The sequence below is a fragment of the Pseudomonas sp. ABa2 genome, assembly GCF_056676075.1.
This window is the reverse complement of the sequence record NZ_CM155239.1, coordinates 2,156,941-2,170,858: the sequence shown is the minus strand read 5'-3', so window position 1 is coordinate 2,170,858 and position 13,918 is coordinate 2,156,941. Positions and strand designations below refer to the sequence as shown.

Sequence of the window (13,918 nt, the reverse complement as noted above, 5' to 3'; positions counted from 1 at the left end):
AGGCCGCAATGGACGACCAAGACGCCCCGCTCGAGACGAGCGATACCCCGCAGCCGGCCGAGCTCGCGGCTATCGAGTTCGAATCGCCGGGGCGTTTTGCCGTGCACAACCCCGAGCCGGCGACAGCGGACGCCCCGCAATGGGAGCCGGCGCCCTTCGTCCTCGGCGCTCACGAGCGCCTGGAGCGCTTCAGCCAGCCACAGCAGGCGCGTGCCCATGTGCTGGCGCTGATCCAGCAGGCGCAGCGCAGCCTGTGCCTGTACAGCGACGACCTGGAACCCTGGCTCTACCATCACGGCAGCGTGCAGCAGGCCTGCACCCGCTTCCTTCTGGCCAGTCCGCGCGCGCGCCTGCGCATCCTCGTGCGCGACCCGACCCGCGCGGTCAAGGAGGGGCATCGCCTGCTCGGCCTGTCGCGGCGCTTGTCCTCCAACCTGCATATCCGCAAACTCAACCCGGATTATCCCAGTGAAGAACTGGCCTACCTGATCGCCGACGACCAGGGCCTACTGCTGCGCCCCGAACTCGGCCAGCAGGCCGGCTACGCCCTGTACCGCGACCCGGCGCGGGTGCGCCAGCGCCAGGCGCAGTTCGACCAGGCCTGGGATACCAGCATCAGCGATCCCGATCTGCGGAGTTTCCTGCTATGACCCTGCGTGCCCTGCTCGCCGCCCTGCTTCTCGGCCTGTGCCTGCCGCTGCAGGCGGCCACCGAGGTGATCCCGCTCAATTACCGCACCGCCGACGAGGTGATCGGCGTGGTGCAGTCGGTGCTGGGCAACGAGGGCCGGGTCAGCCCCTACGGCAACCAGCTGATCGTCAACGCCTCACCGGCCAAGATCGACGAGGTGCGCCAGTTGCTGGAGCAGCTCGACACCCGCCCGCGACGCCTGCTGATCAGCGTGGAGAGCAGCGACAGCAACTACCAGAGCGACCGCGGCTACCGGGTCGACGGCAGCCTCAGCGCCGGCGACGCCGAGGTGCAGGTCGGCCGCGGCGAAGTGGGTGGCCGCGACCAGGTGCGCATCATCCGCCGCAGCACCGACAGCCGCGGCGGCGGCACCCAGCAGGTGCAAGCCACCGAGGGCTATCCGGCGCTGATCCAGGTCGGCCAGAGCGTGCCGCTGACCACCACCAGCACCGGCCCCTACGGCCAGGTCTACCAGGACACCCAGTACCGCGATGTGACCCGCGGCTTCTATGTCACCGCCACCCTCTCCGGCGAGCTGGTGCACGTCAGCATCAGCAGCCAGCGCGACCGCCTCAACGCCCACCGTCCCGGCGTGATAGACGTGCAGAGCACCGACACCCGGGTCAGCGGCCGCCTCGGCGAATGGATCACCCTCGGCGGGGTCAACGAGGACACCGCCTCCAGCAGCCGCGACATCCTCCAGCGACGCACCACCCAGGGCCGCGAAGACATGACCCTGCGCCTGAAGGTCGAAGCCCTCGACTGACCCCGACCAAAGTCGCAGCCCCTCGCCGCTTTCGACCAATGGACAGCCCCCGCAATCCCGCGCAACGCTGGAAACGCCCGCACCAGAGGGTTTCCACCATGACCAGCCGGTCGTCTTGAGAATATGTAGTAGTCAAAAAAAACCACTACAAAACGTTTGACGAAGCTTTTGCCGAGAGGCATGATGGCCTCGCTCCCGCTAGCCAGGGGTCCTGAAAAGGATCTCCAGATCGCCAACGAAGCACTTCGTAGCGGTCCGTGTCCCAACAGCCCACAAGGCCGTACGACGAGGTTGCGACTGGAACGAAGTTGTCCTGAGGGACGGGGAAGCGTTTAGCGTCAGACAGATCGACAGCCCGGCAGGTGCCCAAGGTTTCCACGAGCCGACCGGCCCACGCCAAGCGCCCGAACTGTTCGCCACATCCCCCCTCCTCGCGGTCAATCCTCGCCCCAGCCGTTTTCTCGCCGTCAAAGTGGAAGCCTCCCGCAGCCGCTGCATCCGTGCACGCATTGAGTGGGTAGTCGGTGCTCAACCAACACATTTTTTGAAGGATTGACCATGTCCGCATATCAAAACGACATCAAGGCTGTAGCCGCTCTGAAAGAGAAGTTCGGCAGCAGCTGGAGCGCTATCAACCCCGAGTCCGTCGCCCGTATGCGCGCTCAGAACCGTTTCAAGACCGGTCTGGAAATCGCTCAGTACACCGCTGACATCATGCGCAAGGACATGGAAGAGTACGACGCCGACTCCTCCGTCTACACCCAGTCGCTGGGCTGCTGGCACGGCTTCATCGGTCAGCAGAAGCTGATCTCGATCAAGAAGCACCTGAAGACCACCAACAAGCGCTACCTCTACCTGTCCGGCTGGATGGTCGCGGCCCTGCGCTCCGACTTCGGCCCGCTGCCGGACCAGTCGATGCACGAGAAGACCGCCGTCTCCGACCTGATCGAAGAGCTGTACACCTTCCTGCGTCAGGCCGACAGCCGCGAGCTGGACCTGCTGTTCACCGCCCTGGACGCCGCTCGTGACGCTGGCGACCACGCCAAGGCGGCCGAGATCCAGAAGCAGATCGACAACTACGAAACCCACATCGTGCCGATCATCGCCGACATCGACGCTGGCTTCGGTAACCCGGAAGCCACCTACCTGCTGGCCAAGCGCATGATCGAAGCCGGTGCCTGCTGCATCCAAATCGAGAACCAGGTTTCCGACGAGAAGCAGTGCGGCCACCAGGACGGCAAAGTGACCGTTCCGCACGCCGACTTCCTCGCCAAGATCGCTGCCGTTCGCTACGCCTTCCTCGAGCTGGGCATCGACAACGGCGTGATCGTTGCGCGTACCGACTCCCTGGGCGCCGGCCTGACCAAGCAGATCGCCGTGACCAAAGAGCCGGGCGACCTGGGCGACCTGTACAACAGCTTCCTCGATTGCGAAGAAGTGTCCGCTGCCGAGCTGGGCAACGGCGACGTGGTGATCAACCGCGGTGGCAAGCTGCTGCGTCCGAAGCGCCTGCCGTCCAACCTGTTCCAGTTCCGTGCCGGCACCGGCGAAGACCGCTGCGTCCTGGACTGCATCACCAGCCTGCAGAACGGCGCCGACCTGCTGTGGATCGAAACCGAGAAGCCGCACGTTGGCCAGATCAAGGCCATGGTTGACCGCATCCGTGAAGTCATCCCGAACGCCAAGCTGGTGTACAACAACAGCCCGTCCTTCAACTGGACCCTGAACTTCCGTCAGCAGGTGTTCGACGCCATGGTTGCCGAAGGCAAGGACGTTTCCGCCTACGACCGCGCCAAGCTGATGAGCGTCGAGTACGACGAAACCGAACTGGCCCAGATCGCCGACGAGAAGATTCGCACCTTCCAGCGCGACGGTTCGGCCCACGCCGGCATCTTCCACCACCTGATCACCCTGCCGACCTACCACACCGCCGCGCTGTCCACCGACAACCTGGCCAAGGGCTACTTCGCCGACCAGGGCATGCTGGCCTACGTCAAGGGCGTACAGCGTCAGGAACTGCGCCAGGGCATCGCCTGCGTCAAGCACCAGAACATGGCTGGCTCCGACATCGGCGACAACCACAAGGAGTACTTCGCTGGCGAAGCTGCTCTGAAGGCGAGCGGTAAAGACAACACCATGAACCAGTTCCACTAAGAACGGTTTCCCCGCTGCGGGCCACGCACCCGCAGCGTCTCGTTTGCCTAATCCGCCCCGGCCTTGCCGGGGCTTTTTTTATGCCTGAGTCGCGGGCCGCCGGGGTCGTGCGCAGCGCTGCCGCTGGCAACGACTGGTGCGCACGACGCCCCCTACGGCCCGTCCTCTGGGCAGATTTGTGCAGCAGCGCACAGCCGCTGTCACTTTCCCGTCGTCTTGCTTGGTTAGCGTCATGGCTCCGTCGATCCGCCTCAGGAGCCCCCCATGCGCAATGAACACGAGCAAGACGTGCTATTCGGCAACGGCGACGAGCCGCTCAGCAACGCCTCCGCCAATCCCCATATCAACGAGTTGATCGAAGCCGGCCTGAGCCGGCGCCAGGTGGTCGCCGGCGGCGCCGCACTCGGCGTCATGGGTTTTCTCGGCGTGGCCCTGCCCGGCAGCGCCGAGGCCGCCGGCAACCCGCTCAAGGAGCTGCTCGAGCGCCTGGACAAGCGTGGCAGGCGCCTGCCGTTCAGCCCGGTGGCGGTGACCCGCGCCGACACCATCAGCGTGCCGCCCGGCTACAAGGCCACGCCCTTCATTCCCTGGGGTACGCCGATCCGCGGCAGCTTTCCGGCCTTTCTCGACAACGCCGGCAACAGCGCCGCCGACCAGGCCGACCAGATCGGCATGCATCACGACGGCATGCACTTCTTCCCCATCGACGGCCAGCGCGGCGGCGGTCGCAACAGCGACCACGGTCTGCTGGTGCTCAACCACGAGTACATCGACGCGCCGCTGCTGCATCCCAACGGCCCGAGCCTGGTGAACGGCAAGCGCAGCAGCGCCGACGAGGTGCGCAAGGAAATCAACGCCCATGGCGCCTCGGTGGTGGAAGTGCGCCGTGTGCGCGGCCAATGGGAAGTGCTGCCCAGCGCCCGCAACCGCCGCATCACCGGCGCCACGCCGATGCAGATCGCCGGCCCGGCGCGCGGCCACGCCCTGCTCCGGACCCGCTACAGCCCCGACGGCACCGCCACCCGCGGCACCCTGAACAACTGCGCCAACGGCTTCACGCCCTGGGGCACCTACCTGACCTGCGAGGAGAACTGGGCCGGCTACTTCGCCAGTGGCGACGCCGAGCGCCCGCGTGAACTGACCCGCTACGGCGTCGGCAGCGCCAGCCGCTACGGCTGGGACCACCTGGCCGGCGACGAATTCCAGCGCTTCAACGCCACCCGCCTGGCCGCCGAGGCCACAGGCGACTACCGCAACGAGCCGAACCACTTCGGCTGGATCGTCGAGATCGACCCCTTCGCCCCGGAATCCACCCCGGTCAAGCGCACCGCGCTGGGCCGCTTCGCCCACGAGGGTCTAGTGTTCGCCCCGGTCAAACCGGGCCGGCCGGTGGTCTGCTATTCCGGCGACGACTCGCAGAACGAGTACATCTACAAGTTCGTCAGCCGCGGCAAGTACCTGCCGGGTCGCAGCGACGGCAGCCTGCTCGACGAGGGCACCCTCTACGTGGCGCGCTTCAAGGCCGACGGCAAGGGCGAATGGCTGGCGCTGGACCTCCAGGACAAGGCCTTCCAGGCCGCCTGCCAGGCCGCCGGGGTGAGCTTCGCCGACCAGGGCGAGGTGCTGATCAATACCCGCCTGGCTGCCGACATCGTCGGTGCCACCAAGATGGATCGCCCGGAATGGGGCGCGGTCAACCCGCACAACGGCGAGGTTTACTTCACCCTCACCAACAACAGCTCGCGCACCGTCGCCGATGCCGCCAACCCGCGTCCGGCCAACGCCTACGGCCATATCATCCGCTGGCGCGAACTGAGCCGCGACTACGCCGGCCGCGCGTTCGCCTGGAGCCTGTTCCTGCTGGCCGGCCCGGAAGGCGACAGCCTGGATGTCAACGGCAAGCCGCTGAGCGCCGACAACCGCCTGGCCAGCCCGGACGGCCTGTGGTTCGACGACGATGGCCGACTGTGGATCCAGACCGACATGAGCGGCAGCCAGCTGGCCAGCGGCCCGTTCGGCAACAACCAGATGCTGGTGGCCGACCCGCGTACCGGCGAGATGAAGCGCTTTTTGGTCGGCCCGGTGGGCTGCGAAGTCACCGGCATCGCCGCCACCCCGGACTTCCGCACCCTGTTCGTCAATATCCAGCACCCGGGTGAAGGCTCCACCCCCACCAACTTCCGCAGCACCTGGCCGGACGGCCCCGGCCGGCGCCCGCGCTCGGCCACCGTGATCGTCACCCGCGACGACGGCAAACCGCTGCTGTAAGCCCCCGGCGCCCTCTCATGCAACTGAGAGGGCGCCCTCCTTGCTCGCGCACGGGCAAAGCGCGGCGACAGCTTCTACGCTGTAAGCGCCATTCGACTCGCGCAAGGAGTGCCCATGCCCCGCGCCACCCTGCTGCTCGGCTGCTGTCTCGTTCTCGCCAGCGCCGCGCTGACCTGGTACTGGCAGCGTCCGCCCGCGCCGGCTCGACTCGACCCGGCTGCCGTGCCGCCTGCCCCGACCGCAGCCGCCCCCTCCAGCGCCGCGAGCGCCCAGTCGGTCAGCGCCGAACAGCTGCAATGGCTGGCGGCCCCAGAGGTTCGGGCACAACAGCAGCGTCTGGCCTTTCATAACCGCTACCGCGACTTTATCGCGCAGGCCGGGCAACTGGACGCTGCCGCCCGCGCCGCCGAAGCCCGAGCACTGGGCGAGCGCATCGACGCGCTGGAGCGCCAGGGCGAGCTGGCCCTGAGCGAGGCGCTGCTGCTGCAGGTGGCGCTGATCAAGGCGGACAGCCCGGACGAAGCCGAGCAGAAGGCCCGCGGCGAGGCGCTGGTGCGCCGCTACCAGGCCCTCAGCGCCGAGCGCGAGGCGCGTCTGGCGCAGCGCCGCGACCCGAACTTCGAACGCTACAAGGCCGAGGAGCGACGCATAGTCGAGGACGTGCTGGCCCTGCAGGACATCCCCGACGACCTCAGCCGCGATCAGTACCTGCGCCAGCGCCTGCAGGAAGCGCGCGAGCGCAGCTATCAGTAGTCCACGCCAAGGAGGCGTCATGCACTGTGGCCCTTAATCCCGCCCATCACTGCTCGTCGCCTGCCCTCTCAGCAGGCGGTAGACATGCAATGGACAATCGCATCAGCCAAAAGGACTAACGACATGCCACTCAACGCAAACATCATTCTCGCTGGCGACTTGGACAGGTACGTTCTTTCCGGGGACGACACTCACGCCATTAACGAGGTTTACAGCCGTATATCCAAGCAAGGCACAGACTTCCTAGGCGCGCTTGACTCAGATGCAAGTCTCGGCAGAGAAACCGGTTTGCGGCACTGGACCAGCAAAAGCTACAAGCGAACGATTTTCTTCCGGGCAGGCAACACGGGTGGAAATTGGACGATGACCGTTTATGGCCACGGCAAGCACTACGGGACGGGCAACAAGAAGTACAACCTGTTCACTTGGGAACATGGAAACAAACAAAAGGTGTACGGCTTTTAATCATTGGGAACAGCCGGCAGATAACGCCCGAGAACATCTGAAAGAGATCGCAGGCAGGATCGGCAATAACACCGATCCTGCCGCCAAAATCCGCGAATGCTCGAATATCACCTCAAGCGGCCACTACCGGGGCGCCATTCAGAGCAGCTGATCCAGCAGGTAGTACAGCAGGTTAAACGGCTTGCTGCGGTCGGCCATATCGCTGCTTTCCGAGGCGTCCAGCACCTGGCCGCGGCCGTCCAGCACGCTGCCGACGAAGTGATCCAGCTGCAGGTTCTGCTCCTGGATATCGGCGTTGGCGAACTCGATGATGCTGGTGCAGTGGCTTTCATTGACCCCGCGGTATTGCGGGAAGTAGCCGCCGACGTTGCCCAGGTTGGCCAGTTGGCCGCGCAGGCGCGCGGTGTCGGTGGCCCAGCGCTGCTTGATCAGCGCCTCCCTGGCGGCCTGGTTCGGCGCGTTGACGATCTCCGGGTAGAAGCGCTCGTAGGAGTAGGACGAATAGTTCAGGTCCTGCCCGAAATGGGTGTGACCCATGCGGTCGCCCGGCAGCTGGCTCGACAGCGCCGGATACAGGCTGCCCAGATCGCCGGGATTGAAGCCCGGCAGCAGCGCCTGCAGGTAATTCAGCGGCCCGCCGCTCTGATCGAGGCCCCAGGCCTGACGGATCAGGGTCTGCAGCGGATAGGACGGATAGCTCTGGTTGTCGCCGGCCAGGGCGCTGTACACCGGACCCGAATCGTTGATCAGGTAGCCGCGGTTCGGCGCCATGTCCTGGCGCAGGTTGGCGTAGTTGGTCAGGCTGCCGGCGCCGCCGGCGCTGCAGCCGGTGGCGAGCATCTGCGTCGGCCGCGGCAGGTTGTCCTTGAGCCAGCCGACCACCGCGCGCATGTTGCGCAGGCCGTTGTGATGCCACACCAGCGGCGGTTGCTGGCCCTGCGGGTCCTGGTACACCGCCACCTTGTCGCCGGAGTAGATATCGCCGGTGCAATAGGGCACGTAGACCATGTTCCAGTTCTGCGTCTTCACCCGCGTCCAGGGGTGCAGGCGTACGACGAAGGGGCTGACCAGGCTGGCGCCGGGATTGAGCAGCGACATGTAGTCGTCGGCGATGCCGTTGGGGTTGCGCGCGCCGCGGATGCCGCTCTGCCCGCTGCAGCTGGCATAGTCCCAGCAGGCGCCGCCGCCTTCGAGGTAGATGATGGTGTTGCGGGTATTCGGCACGCGGTTGACGAAGAACTTGTAGGGCGAGCCGTTGCCGCAGACCGCGCCGGTCTGCGGCGCCATCCGGATGGTCTGCCAGCCGTAGTAGTTGCCGGGCGTGAAACCGCTGTTGAAGTCGGCCGGATTGGCCAGCAGCGGATACAGGCCGGTGCGCTGCGCCGGCGTCACCGGATTGTCGGCCTTGGGCGGCGACACCAGGTTGCTCAGGGTCTGCCAGAAGTTGTAATCGCCCGGCTCGGCCTGGACCGGCGCGGCCAGGACGAGCAACAGGGCGGTGGGTAGCAGTCGCTGCAGGGACAGGGCAACGGGCATGGCGATTCCCTCATCTTGTCGTTTTGCTTGAGGGTCGGCATGCCGAGGCAGCGGCAACTACGCAGACCCCGTCGTCATTGGGTGCTGCTCGATCACCGTGGATCGTCGCCGGCTCGGCGATTCATGCACGCTAGTCCAAGAAAGTCGTCGACGACAAAGACCAGACATATCGATTCGAGATAATTACGTAAATTTTAATTATTCATCGCTATTTGAATCGCCGACGAAGTGCAACTAAGGCCCGCACGTCAGTTGCAACTTATTCTCATCGAATTCGTTTCAAGCAATTGTCAGCGGCGTCCTGAAAGCCCCGCCAATTCTGGCCCCTGGACCAAATTAAAATTTATACCGGCGCAACTGGATAACTGCGCCTAGCATTTAAATCACTTGGGTGCGCCAAGTTGGTTCGCCGCCACGGGTCTGCCGGGCCCTGCACGCACAGCCTCGGCGCAGGCGACAGCCCGCAGCGCGAAGGCAGCGCGACAACCCGGCGCACGGCAGCGATATTCAGCTACGGGGGTAAGGCATGAGCGAAGCGTTCGCCCAGCACTGGGCGCTGGCGGTGTTCCTCCTCGCGGTGGGCGGCCTGTGCGCCTTCATGCTCGGCGTATCCAGCCTGCTCGGCGGCAAGGCCTGGGGGCGCAGCAAGGAGGAACCCTTCGAGTCCGGCATCGTGCCCACCGGCAGCGCGCGGCTGCGCTTCTCCGCCAAGTTCTACCTGGTGGCCATGCTCTTCGTGATCTTCGACGTCGAGGCGCTGTTCCTCTTCGCCTGGGCCATCGCCGTGCGCGAAAGCGGTTGGGCCGGGCTGATCGAGGCCGCCGTGTTCATCCTCATCCTACTCGCCGGGCTGCTCTACCTGTGGCGCGTCGGCGCCCTGGACTGGGCCCCCGAGGCACGCCGCCGGCGCCTCGGCGCACGCAAACCCTGAGGTCATCGCGATGCAATACAAGCTCACCCGCATCGATCCCGACGCCCCCGGCAGCCGCTACCCCATGGGCGAGCGCGAGCTGGTCGACGACCCGCTGGCCGGCCAAGTGCACCGCAACGTCTTCATGGGCCGCCTCGAGCAGGTGCTGCACCAGACGGTCAACTGGGGCCGCAAGAACTCGCTGTGGCCTTACAACTTCGGCCTGTCGTGCTGCTACGTGGAGATGACCACCGCCTTCACCGCGCCGCACGACATCGCCCGCTTCGGTGCCGAGGTGATCCGCGCCTCGCCGCGCCAGGCCGATTTCATGGTGGTGGCCGGCACCTGCTTCATCAAGATGGCGCCGATCATCCAGCGTCTGTACGAACAGATGCTCGAACCCAAGTGGGTGATCTCCATGGGCTCGTGCGCCAATTCCGGCGGCATGTACGACATCTACTCGGTGGTCCAGGGCGTCGACAAGTTCCTCCCGGTGGACGTCTACGTGCCGGGTTGCCCGCCGCGCCCGGAGGCCTTCCTGCAGGGTCTGATGCTGCTGCAGCAGTCCATCGGCGAGGAACGCCGGCCGCTGTCCTGGGTGGTCGGCGATCAGGGCGTGTACCGCGCCGAGATGCCCTCGCAGCGCGAGAAAAATCGCGCCGAGCGTATCCAGGTCACCCAGTTGCGCAGCCCGGACGAGATCTGATGAGCACCAGCAGCGCCCGCCTCGCCCCCTCGCCCGCTGGCCACGACGACGTGGTCGCCGAGTTGCAGGCGCTGTTCGGCGCCGACGCCTTCGTGGTGCAGGCGACCCGCACCGGCATGCCGGTGCTCTGGCTCGGCCGCGAACGCCTGCCGGCGGTGCTGCGCGCGCTGCGCCAGCTGCCGCGCCCCTACCTGATGCTGTACGACCTGCACGCCATGGACGAGCGCCTGCGCACCAAGCGCGAAGGCCTGCCGGCGGCAGACTTCAGCGTGTTCTACCACCTGCTGTCGATCGAGCGAAACAGCGATGTACTGCTCAAGGTCGCCCTCGCCGAAGATGACCTCAGCCTGCCCAGCGCCACCGCCATCTGGCCCAACGCCAACTGGTACGAGCGCGAGGTATGGGACATGTTCGGCATCCGCTTCGACGGCCACCCGCACCTGACCCGCCTGTTGATGCCACCGACCTGGCAGGGCCACCCGCTGCGCAAGGACTACCCGGCGCGCGCCACCGAGTTCGACCCCTTCAGCCTGGATGCGGCCAAGCAGGACCTGGAACAGGAGGCGCTGCGCTTCAACCCCGAGGACTGGGGCATGCAGCGTCACGGCGCCCACGAGGACTTCATGTTCCTCAACCTCGGCCCCAACCATCCCTCGGCCCACGGCGCCTTCCGCATCATCCTGCAACTGGACGGCGAGGAGATCGTCGACTGCGTGCCGGAGATCGGCTACCACCACCGCGGCGCCGAGAAGATGGCCGAGCGGCAAAGCTGGCACAGCTTCATCCCCTATACGGATCGGATCGATTACCTCGGCGGGGTGATGAACAACCTGCCCTACGTGCTGGCGGTGGAGAAGCTGGCCGGCATCCGCGTGCCGGAGCGGGTCGAGGTGATCCGCGTGATGCTCGCCGAGTTCTTCCGCATCAACAGTCACCTGCTGTTTCTCGGCACCTACATCCAGGACGTCGGCGCCATGACCCCGGTGTTCTTCACCTTCAGCGACCGCCAGCGCGCCTACCAGGTGATCGAGGCCATCACCGGTTTCCGCATGCACCCGGCCTGGTACCGCATCGGCGGCGTCGCCCACGACCTGCCGCGCGGCTGGGACAAGCTGGTGCGCGAGTTCGTCGACTGGCTGCCCAAACGCCTGGACGAGTACCAGAAGGCCGCGCTGGACAACAGCATCCTGCGCGGACGCACCGTCGGCGTGGCCGCCTACAACACTCGCCAGGCCCTGGACTGGGGCGTCACCGGCTCGGGCCTGCGCGCCACCGGACTGGACTTCGACCTGCGCAAGGCGCGCCCCTACTCCGGCTACGAGCGCTTCGACTTCGAGGTGCCGCTGACCGCCAACGGCGACGCCTACGACCGCTGCATCATCCGCGTCGAGGAGATGCGCCAGAGCCTGCGCATCATCGAGCAGTGCCTGCACAACATGCCCGCCGGCCCCTACAAGGCCGACCACCCGCTGACCACGCCGCCGCCCAAGGAGCGCACGCTGCAGCATATCGAGACGCTGATCACCCACTTCCTCCAGGTGTCATGGGGCCCGGTGATGCCCGCCGGCGAGAGCCTGCAGATGATCGAGGCAACCAAGGGCATCAACAGCTATTACTTAACCAGCGACGGCAGCACCATGAGCTACCGCACGCGCATCCGCACCCCGAGCTTCGCCCATCTGCAGCAGATACCGGCGGTGATCAGGGGCAGCCTGGTGGCGGACCTGATCGCCTACCTGGGCAGTATCGATTTCGTCATGGCCGACGTGGACCGTTGAACATGGGCACGAACCTGATACAGACCGACCGCTTCGCCTTGAGCGCCGCCGAGCAGGCGGCCATCGAGCACGAACGCGGGCACTACGAAGACCCGCGCGCGGCCTCGATCGAGGCGCTGAAGATCGTCCAGCAGCAGCGCGGCTGGGTGCCGGACGGCGCCATCGCCGCCATCGGCGAGCTGCTCGGCATTCCCGCCAGCGACGTCGAGGGCGTCGCCACCTTCTACAGCCAGATCTTCCGCCAGCCGGTCGGCCGCCACCTGATCCGCGTGTGCGACAGCATGACCTGCTACGTCGCCGGCCACGAAGCGCTGCTGGCCCATCTGGCCCGGCGCCACGGCCTGAGGCCAGGCCAGACCACAGGCGACGGCCGCTTCACCCTGCTGCCGGTGTGCTGCCTGGGCAACTGCGACAAGGCGCCGGCGCTGATGATCGACGAGCAGACCTTCGGCGAGGTCGCGGTGGAGCGCCTCGATGCCCTGCTGGAGGCCTTTGAATGAGCCGCCTGCCCTCCTTCGCCCCGGCCAACCAGGTCGTGCGCCCGGCCGAGACCCATCCGCTGACCTGGCGCCTGCGCGACGACGGCGAGCCGGTTTGGCTGGAGGAATACCGCGCCAAGGGCGGCTATGGGGCGGCCCGCCGCGCGCTGCTGGAGCTGGCCCCGGCGGACATCGTCCAGCAGGTCAAGGATTCCGGACTCAAGGGCCGCGGCGGCGCCGGTTTTCCCACCGGGGTGAAATGGGGGCTGATGCCGGCCGACGAGGCGCTGAAGGTGCGCTACCTGCTGTGCAACGCCGACGAGATGGAGCCCAACACCTGGAAGGACCGCCTGCTGATGGAGCAGCTGCCGCACCTGCTGGTCGAAGGCATGCTGATCGCCGCGCGCGCGCTCAAGGCCGGGCGCGGCTACATCTTCCTGCGCGGCGAATACGTCGAGTGCGCCCAGCACCTGCGCCGCGCCATCGCCGAGGCGCAAGCCGCCGGCCTGCTCGGGCGCAATATCCAGGGCAGCGGCTTCGACCTCGAACTCTTCGTGCATACCGGCGCCGGGCGCTACATCTGCGGCGAGGAAACCGCGCTGATCAACTCGCTGGAGGGCCGCCGCGCCAACCCGCGGGCCAAGCCGCCGTTCCCCGCCACCGTGGGCGTGTGGGGCAAGCCGACCTGCGTCAACAACGTCGAGACCCTGTGCAACGTGCCGGCGATCATCGAGCACGGTGTCGACTGGTACCGCGCCCTGGCCCGCCCCGGCAGCGAGGACATGGGCAGCAAGCTGTTCGGCTTCTCCGGCAAGGTCAAGCGTCCCGGCCTGTGGGAGCTGCCGTTCGGCATCGAGGCGCGCGAGCTGTTCGAGGAGCACGCCGGCGGCATGCGCCCGGGTCATCGCCTCAAGTGCTGGCAGCCGGGCGGCGCCGGCACCGGTTTCCTCCTGCCCGAGCACCTGGATGCGCCGCTGCATAGCGCCGGCATCGCCAGGTACGGCACGCGCCTGGGCACCGGCCTGGCGCTGGCGGTGGACGACTCGGTGAGCATGGTCGGCCTGCTACGCAACATGGAGGAATTCTTCGCCCGCGAGTCCTGCGGCTTCTGCACCCCCTGCCGCGACGGCCTGCCGTGGAGCGTCAAGCTGTTGCGCGCGCTGGAACGCGGCGAAGGCCAGCCGGGCGATATCGAGACGCTGGAGCAGCTGTGCCGCTTCCTCGGTCCGGGCAAGACCTTCTGCGCCCATGCCCCCGGGGCGGTGGAGCCGCTTGCCAGCGCCCTCCAGTATTTTCGCGACGAGTTCGAGGCGGGGATGGCGCAGCGCACACGGATGCAGGCGGAAGGCGTGGGCTAGACGAATCGACTCGCGGCGCGAACCGCTTCTACGGCAAGGCAGACGACGAGGCAGC

General features: G+C 66.6%; 12 protein-coding genes. 11 read left to right on the top strand and 1 reads right to left on the bottom strand.

The features are described from left to right. Window positions 1–8: 8 nt before the first annotated feature. From AC1G9C_RS10630 to AC1G9C_RS10605, 6 genes are all read left to right on the top strand, one after another. The gene (locus AC1G9C_RS10630; RefSeq protein WP_021445847.1) at window positions 9–650 is read left to right on the top strand and encodes a DUF7931 domain-containing protein; all 642 of its coding nucleotides are present in this window, start codon (window positions 9–11) and stop codon (window positions 648–650) included. Next, a complete protein-coding gene (locus AC1G9C_RS10625) occupies window positions 647–1,456 on the top strand; it encodes a secretin N-terminal domain-containing protein (RefSeq protein WP_122107808.1) in 810 nt (269 codons plus the stop codon). Before AC1G9C_RS10630 ends, AC1G9C_RS10625 begins: the two co-directional genes overlap by 4 nt. Before the next feature lie 558 nt (window positions 1,457–2,014). Next, entirely contained in the window at window positions 2,015–3,610 is a 1,596-nt protein-coding gene (locus tag AC1G9C_RS10620; RefSeq protein ID WP_021445845.1) for an isocitrate lyase, read from the top strand. 264 nt (window positions 3,611–3,874) lie between these two features. Beyond that, window positions 3,875–5,878, top strand: coding sequence for a PhoX family protein (locus tag AC1G9C_RS10615; protein ID WP_480410143.1), 2,004 nt, complete (start codon window positions 3,875–3,877; stop codon window positions 5,876–5,878). A gap of 114 nt (window positions 5,879–5,992) precedes the next feature. Then, window positions 5,993–6,631 carry a hypothetical protein gene (locus AC1G9C_RS10610; RefSeq protein ID WP_480410142.1) on the top strand — a complete coding sequence of 213 codons (639 nt, stop codon included), beginning with the start codon at window positions 5,993–5,995 and terminating at the stop codon, window positions 6,629–6,631. Between the two features lie 84 nt (window positions 6,632–6,715). Further along, complete coding sequence (locus tag AC1G9C_RS10605; protein WP_480410141.1) at window positions 6,716–7,096, top strand: hypothetical protein; 381 nt, start codon at window positions 6,716–6,718, stop codon at window positions 7,094–7,096. Between the two features lie 138 nt (window positions 7,097–7,234). Here the strand turns inward: AC1G9C_RS10605 and AC1G9C_RS10600 are convergent, their stop codons facing one another. Further along, complete coding sequence (locus AC1G9C_RS10600; protein WP_480410140.1) at window positions 7,235–8,632, bottom strand: pectin acetylesterase-family hydrolase; 1,398 nt, start codon at window positions 8,630–8,632, stop codon at window positions 7,235–7,237. Window positions 8,633–9,158: 526 nt separating this feature from the next. Between AC1G9C_RS10600 and ndhC the strand changes: the two genes are divergently transcribed. Genes ndhC through nuoF form a run of 5 tightly spaced genes read left to right on the top strand, consistent with a single transcriptional unit; the run spans window position 9,159 to window position 13,863 of the window. After that, on the top strand, window positions 9,159–9,563 hold the full coding sequence (ndhC, locus tag AC1G9C_RS10595; RefSeq protein ID WP_397487613.1) for an NADH-quinone oxidoreductase subunit A: 405 nt from the start codon (window positions 9,159–9,161) through the stop codon (window positions 9,561–9,563). Window positions 9,564–9,573: 10 nt separating this feature from the next. Next, on the top strand, window positions 9,574–10,248 hold the full coding sequence (locus AC1G9C_RS10590; RefSeq protein ID WP_021442956.1) for a NuoB/complex I 20 kDa subunit family protein: 675 nt from the start codon (window positions 9,574–9,576) through the stop codon (window positions 10,246–10,248). Further along, window positions 10,248–12,026, top strand: coding sequence for an NADH-quinone oxidoreductase subunit C/D (gene nuoC / locus AC1G9C_RS10585; protein WP_457790575.1), 1,779 nt, complete (start codon window positions 10,248–10,250; stop codon window positions 12,024–12,026). Before AC1G9C_RS10590 ends, nuoC begins: the two co-directional genes overlap by 1 nt. A gap of 2 nt (window positions 12,027–12,028) precedes the next feature. Then, window positions 12,029–12,526, top strand: a complete 498-nt coding sequence (gene nuoE, locus AC1G9C_RS10580; RefSeq protein WP_480410139.1) for an NADH-quinone oxidoreductase subunit NuoE — start codon at window positions 12,029–12,031, stop codon at window positions 12,524–12,526. Then, window positions 12,523–13,863: an NADH-quinone oxidoreductase subunit NuoF gene (gene nuoF / locus AC1G9C_RS10575; RefSeq protein WP_480410138.1), complete on the top strand. Its 1,341-nt coding sequence runs from the start codon at window positions 12,523–12,525 to the stop codon at window positions 13,861–13,863. The genes nuoE and nuoF overlap by 4 nt, the downstream gene beginning before the upstream one ends. Window positions 13,864–13,918 lie beyond the last annotated feature (55 nt).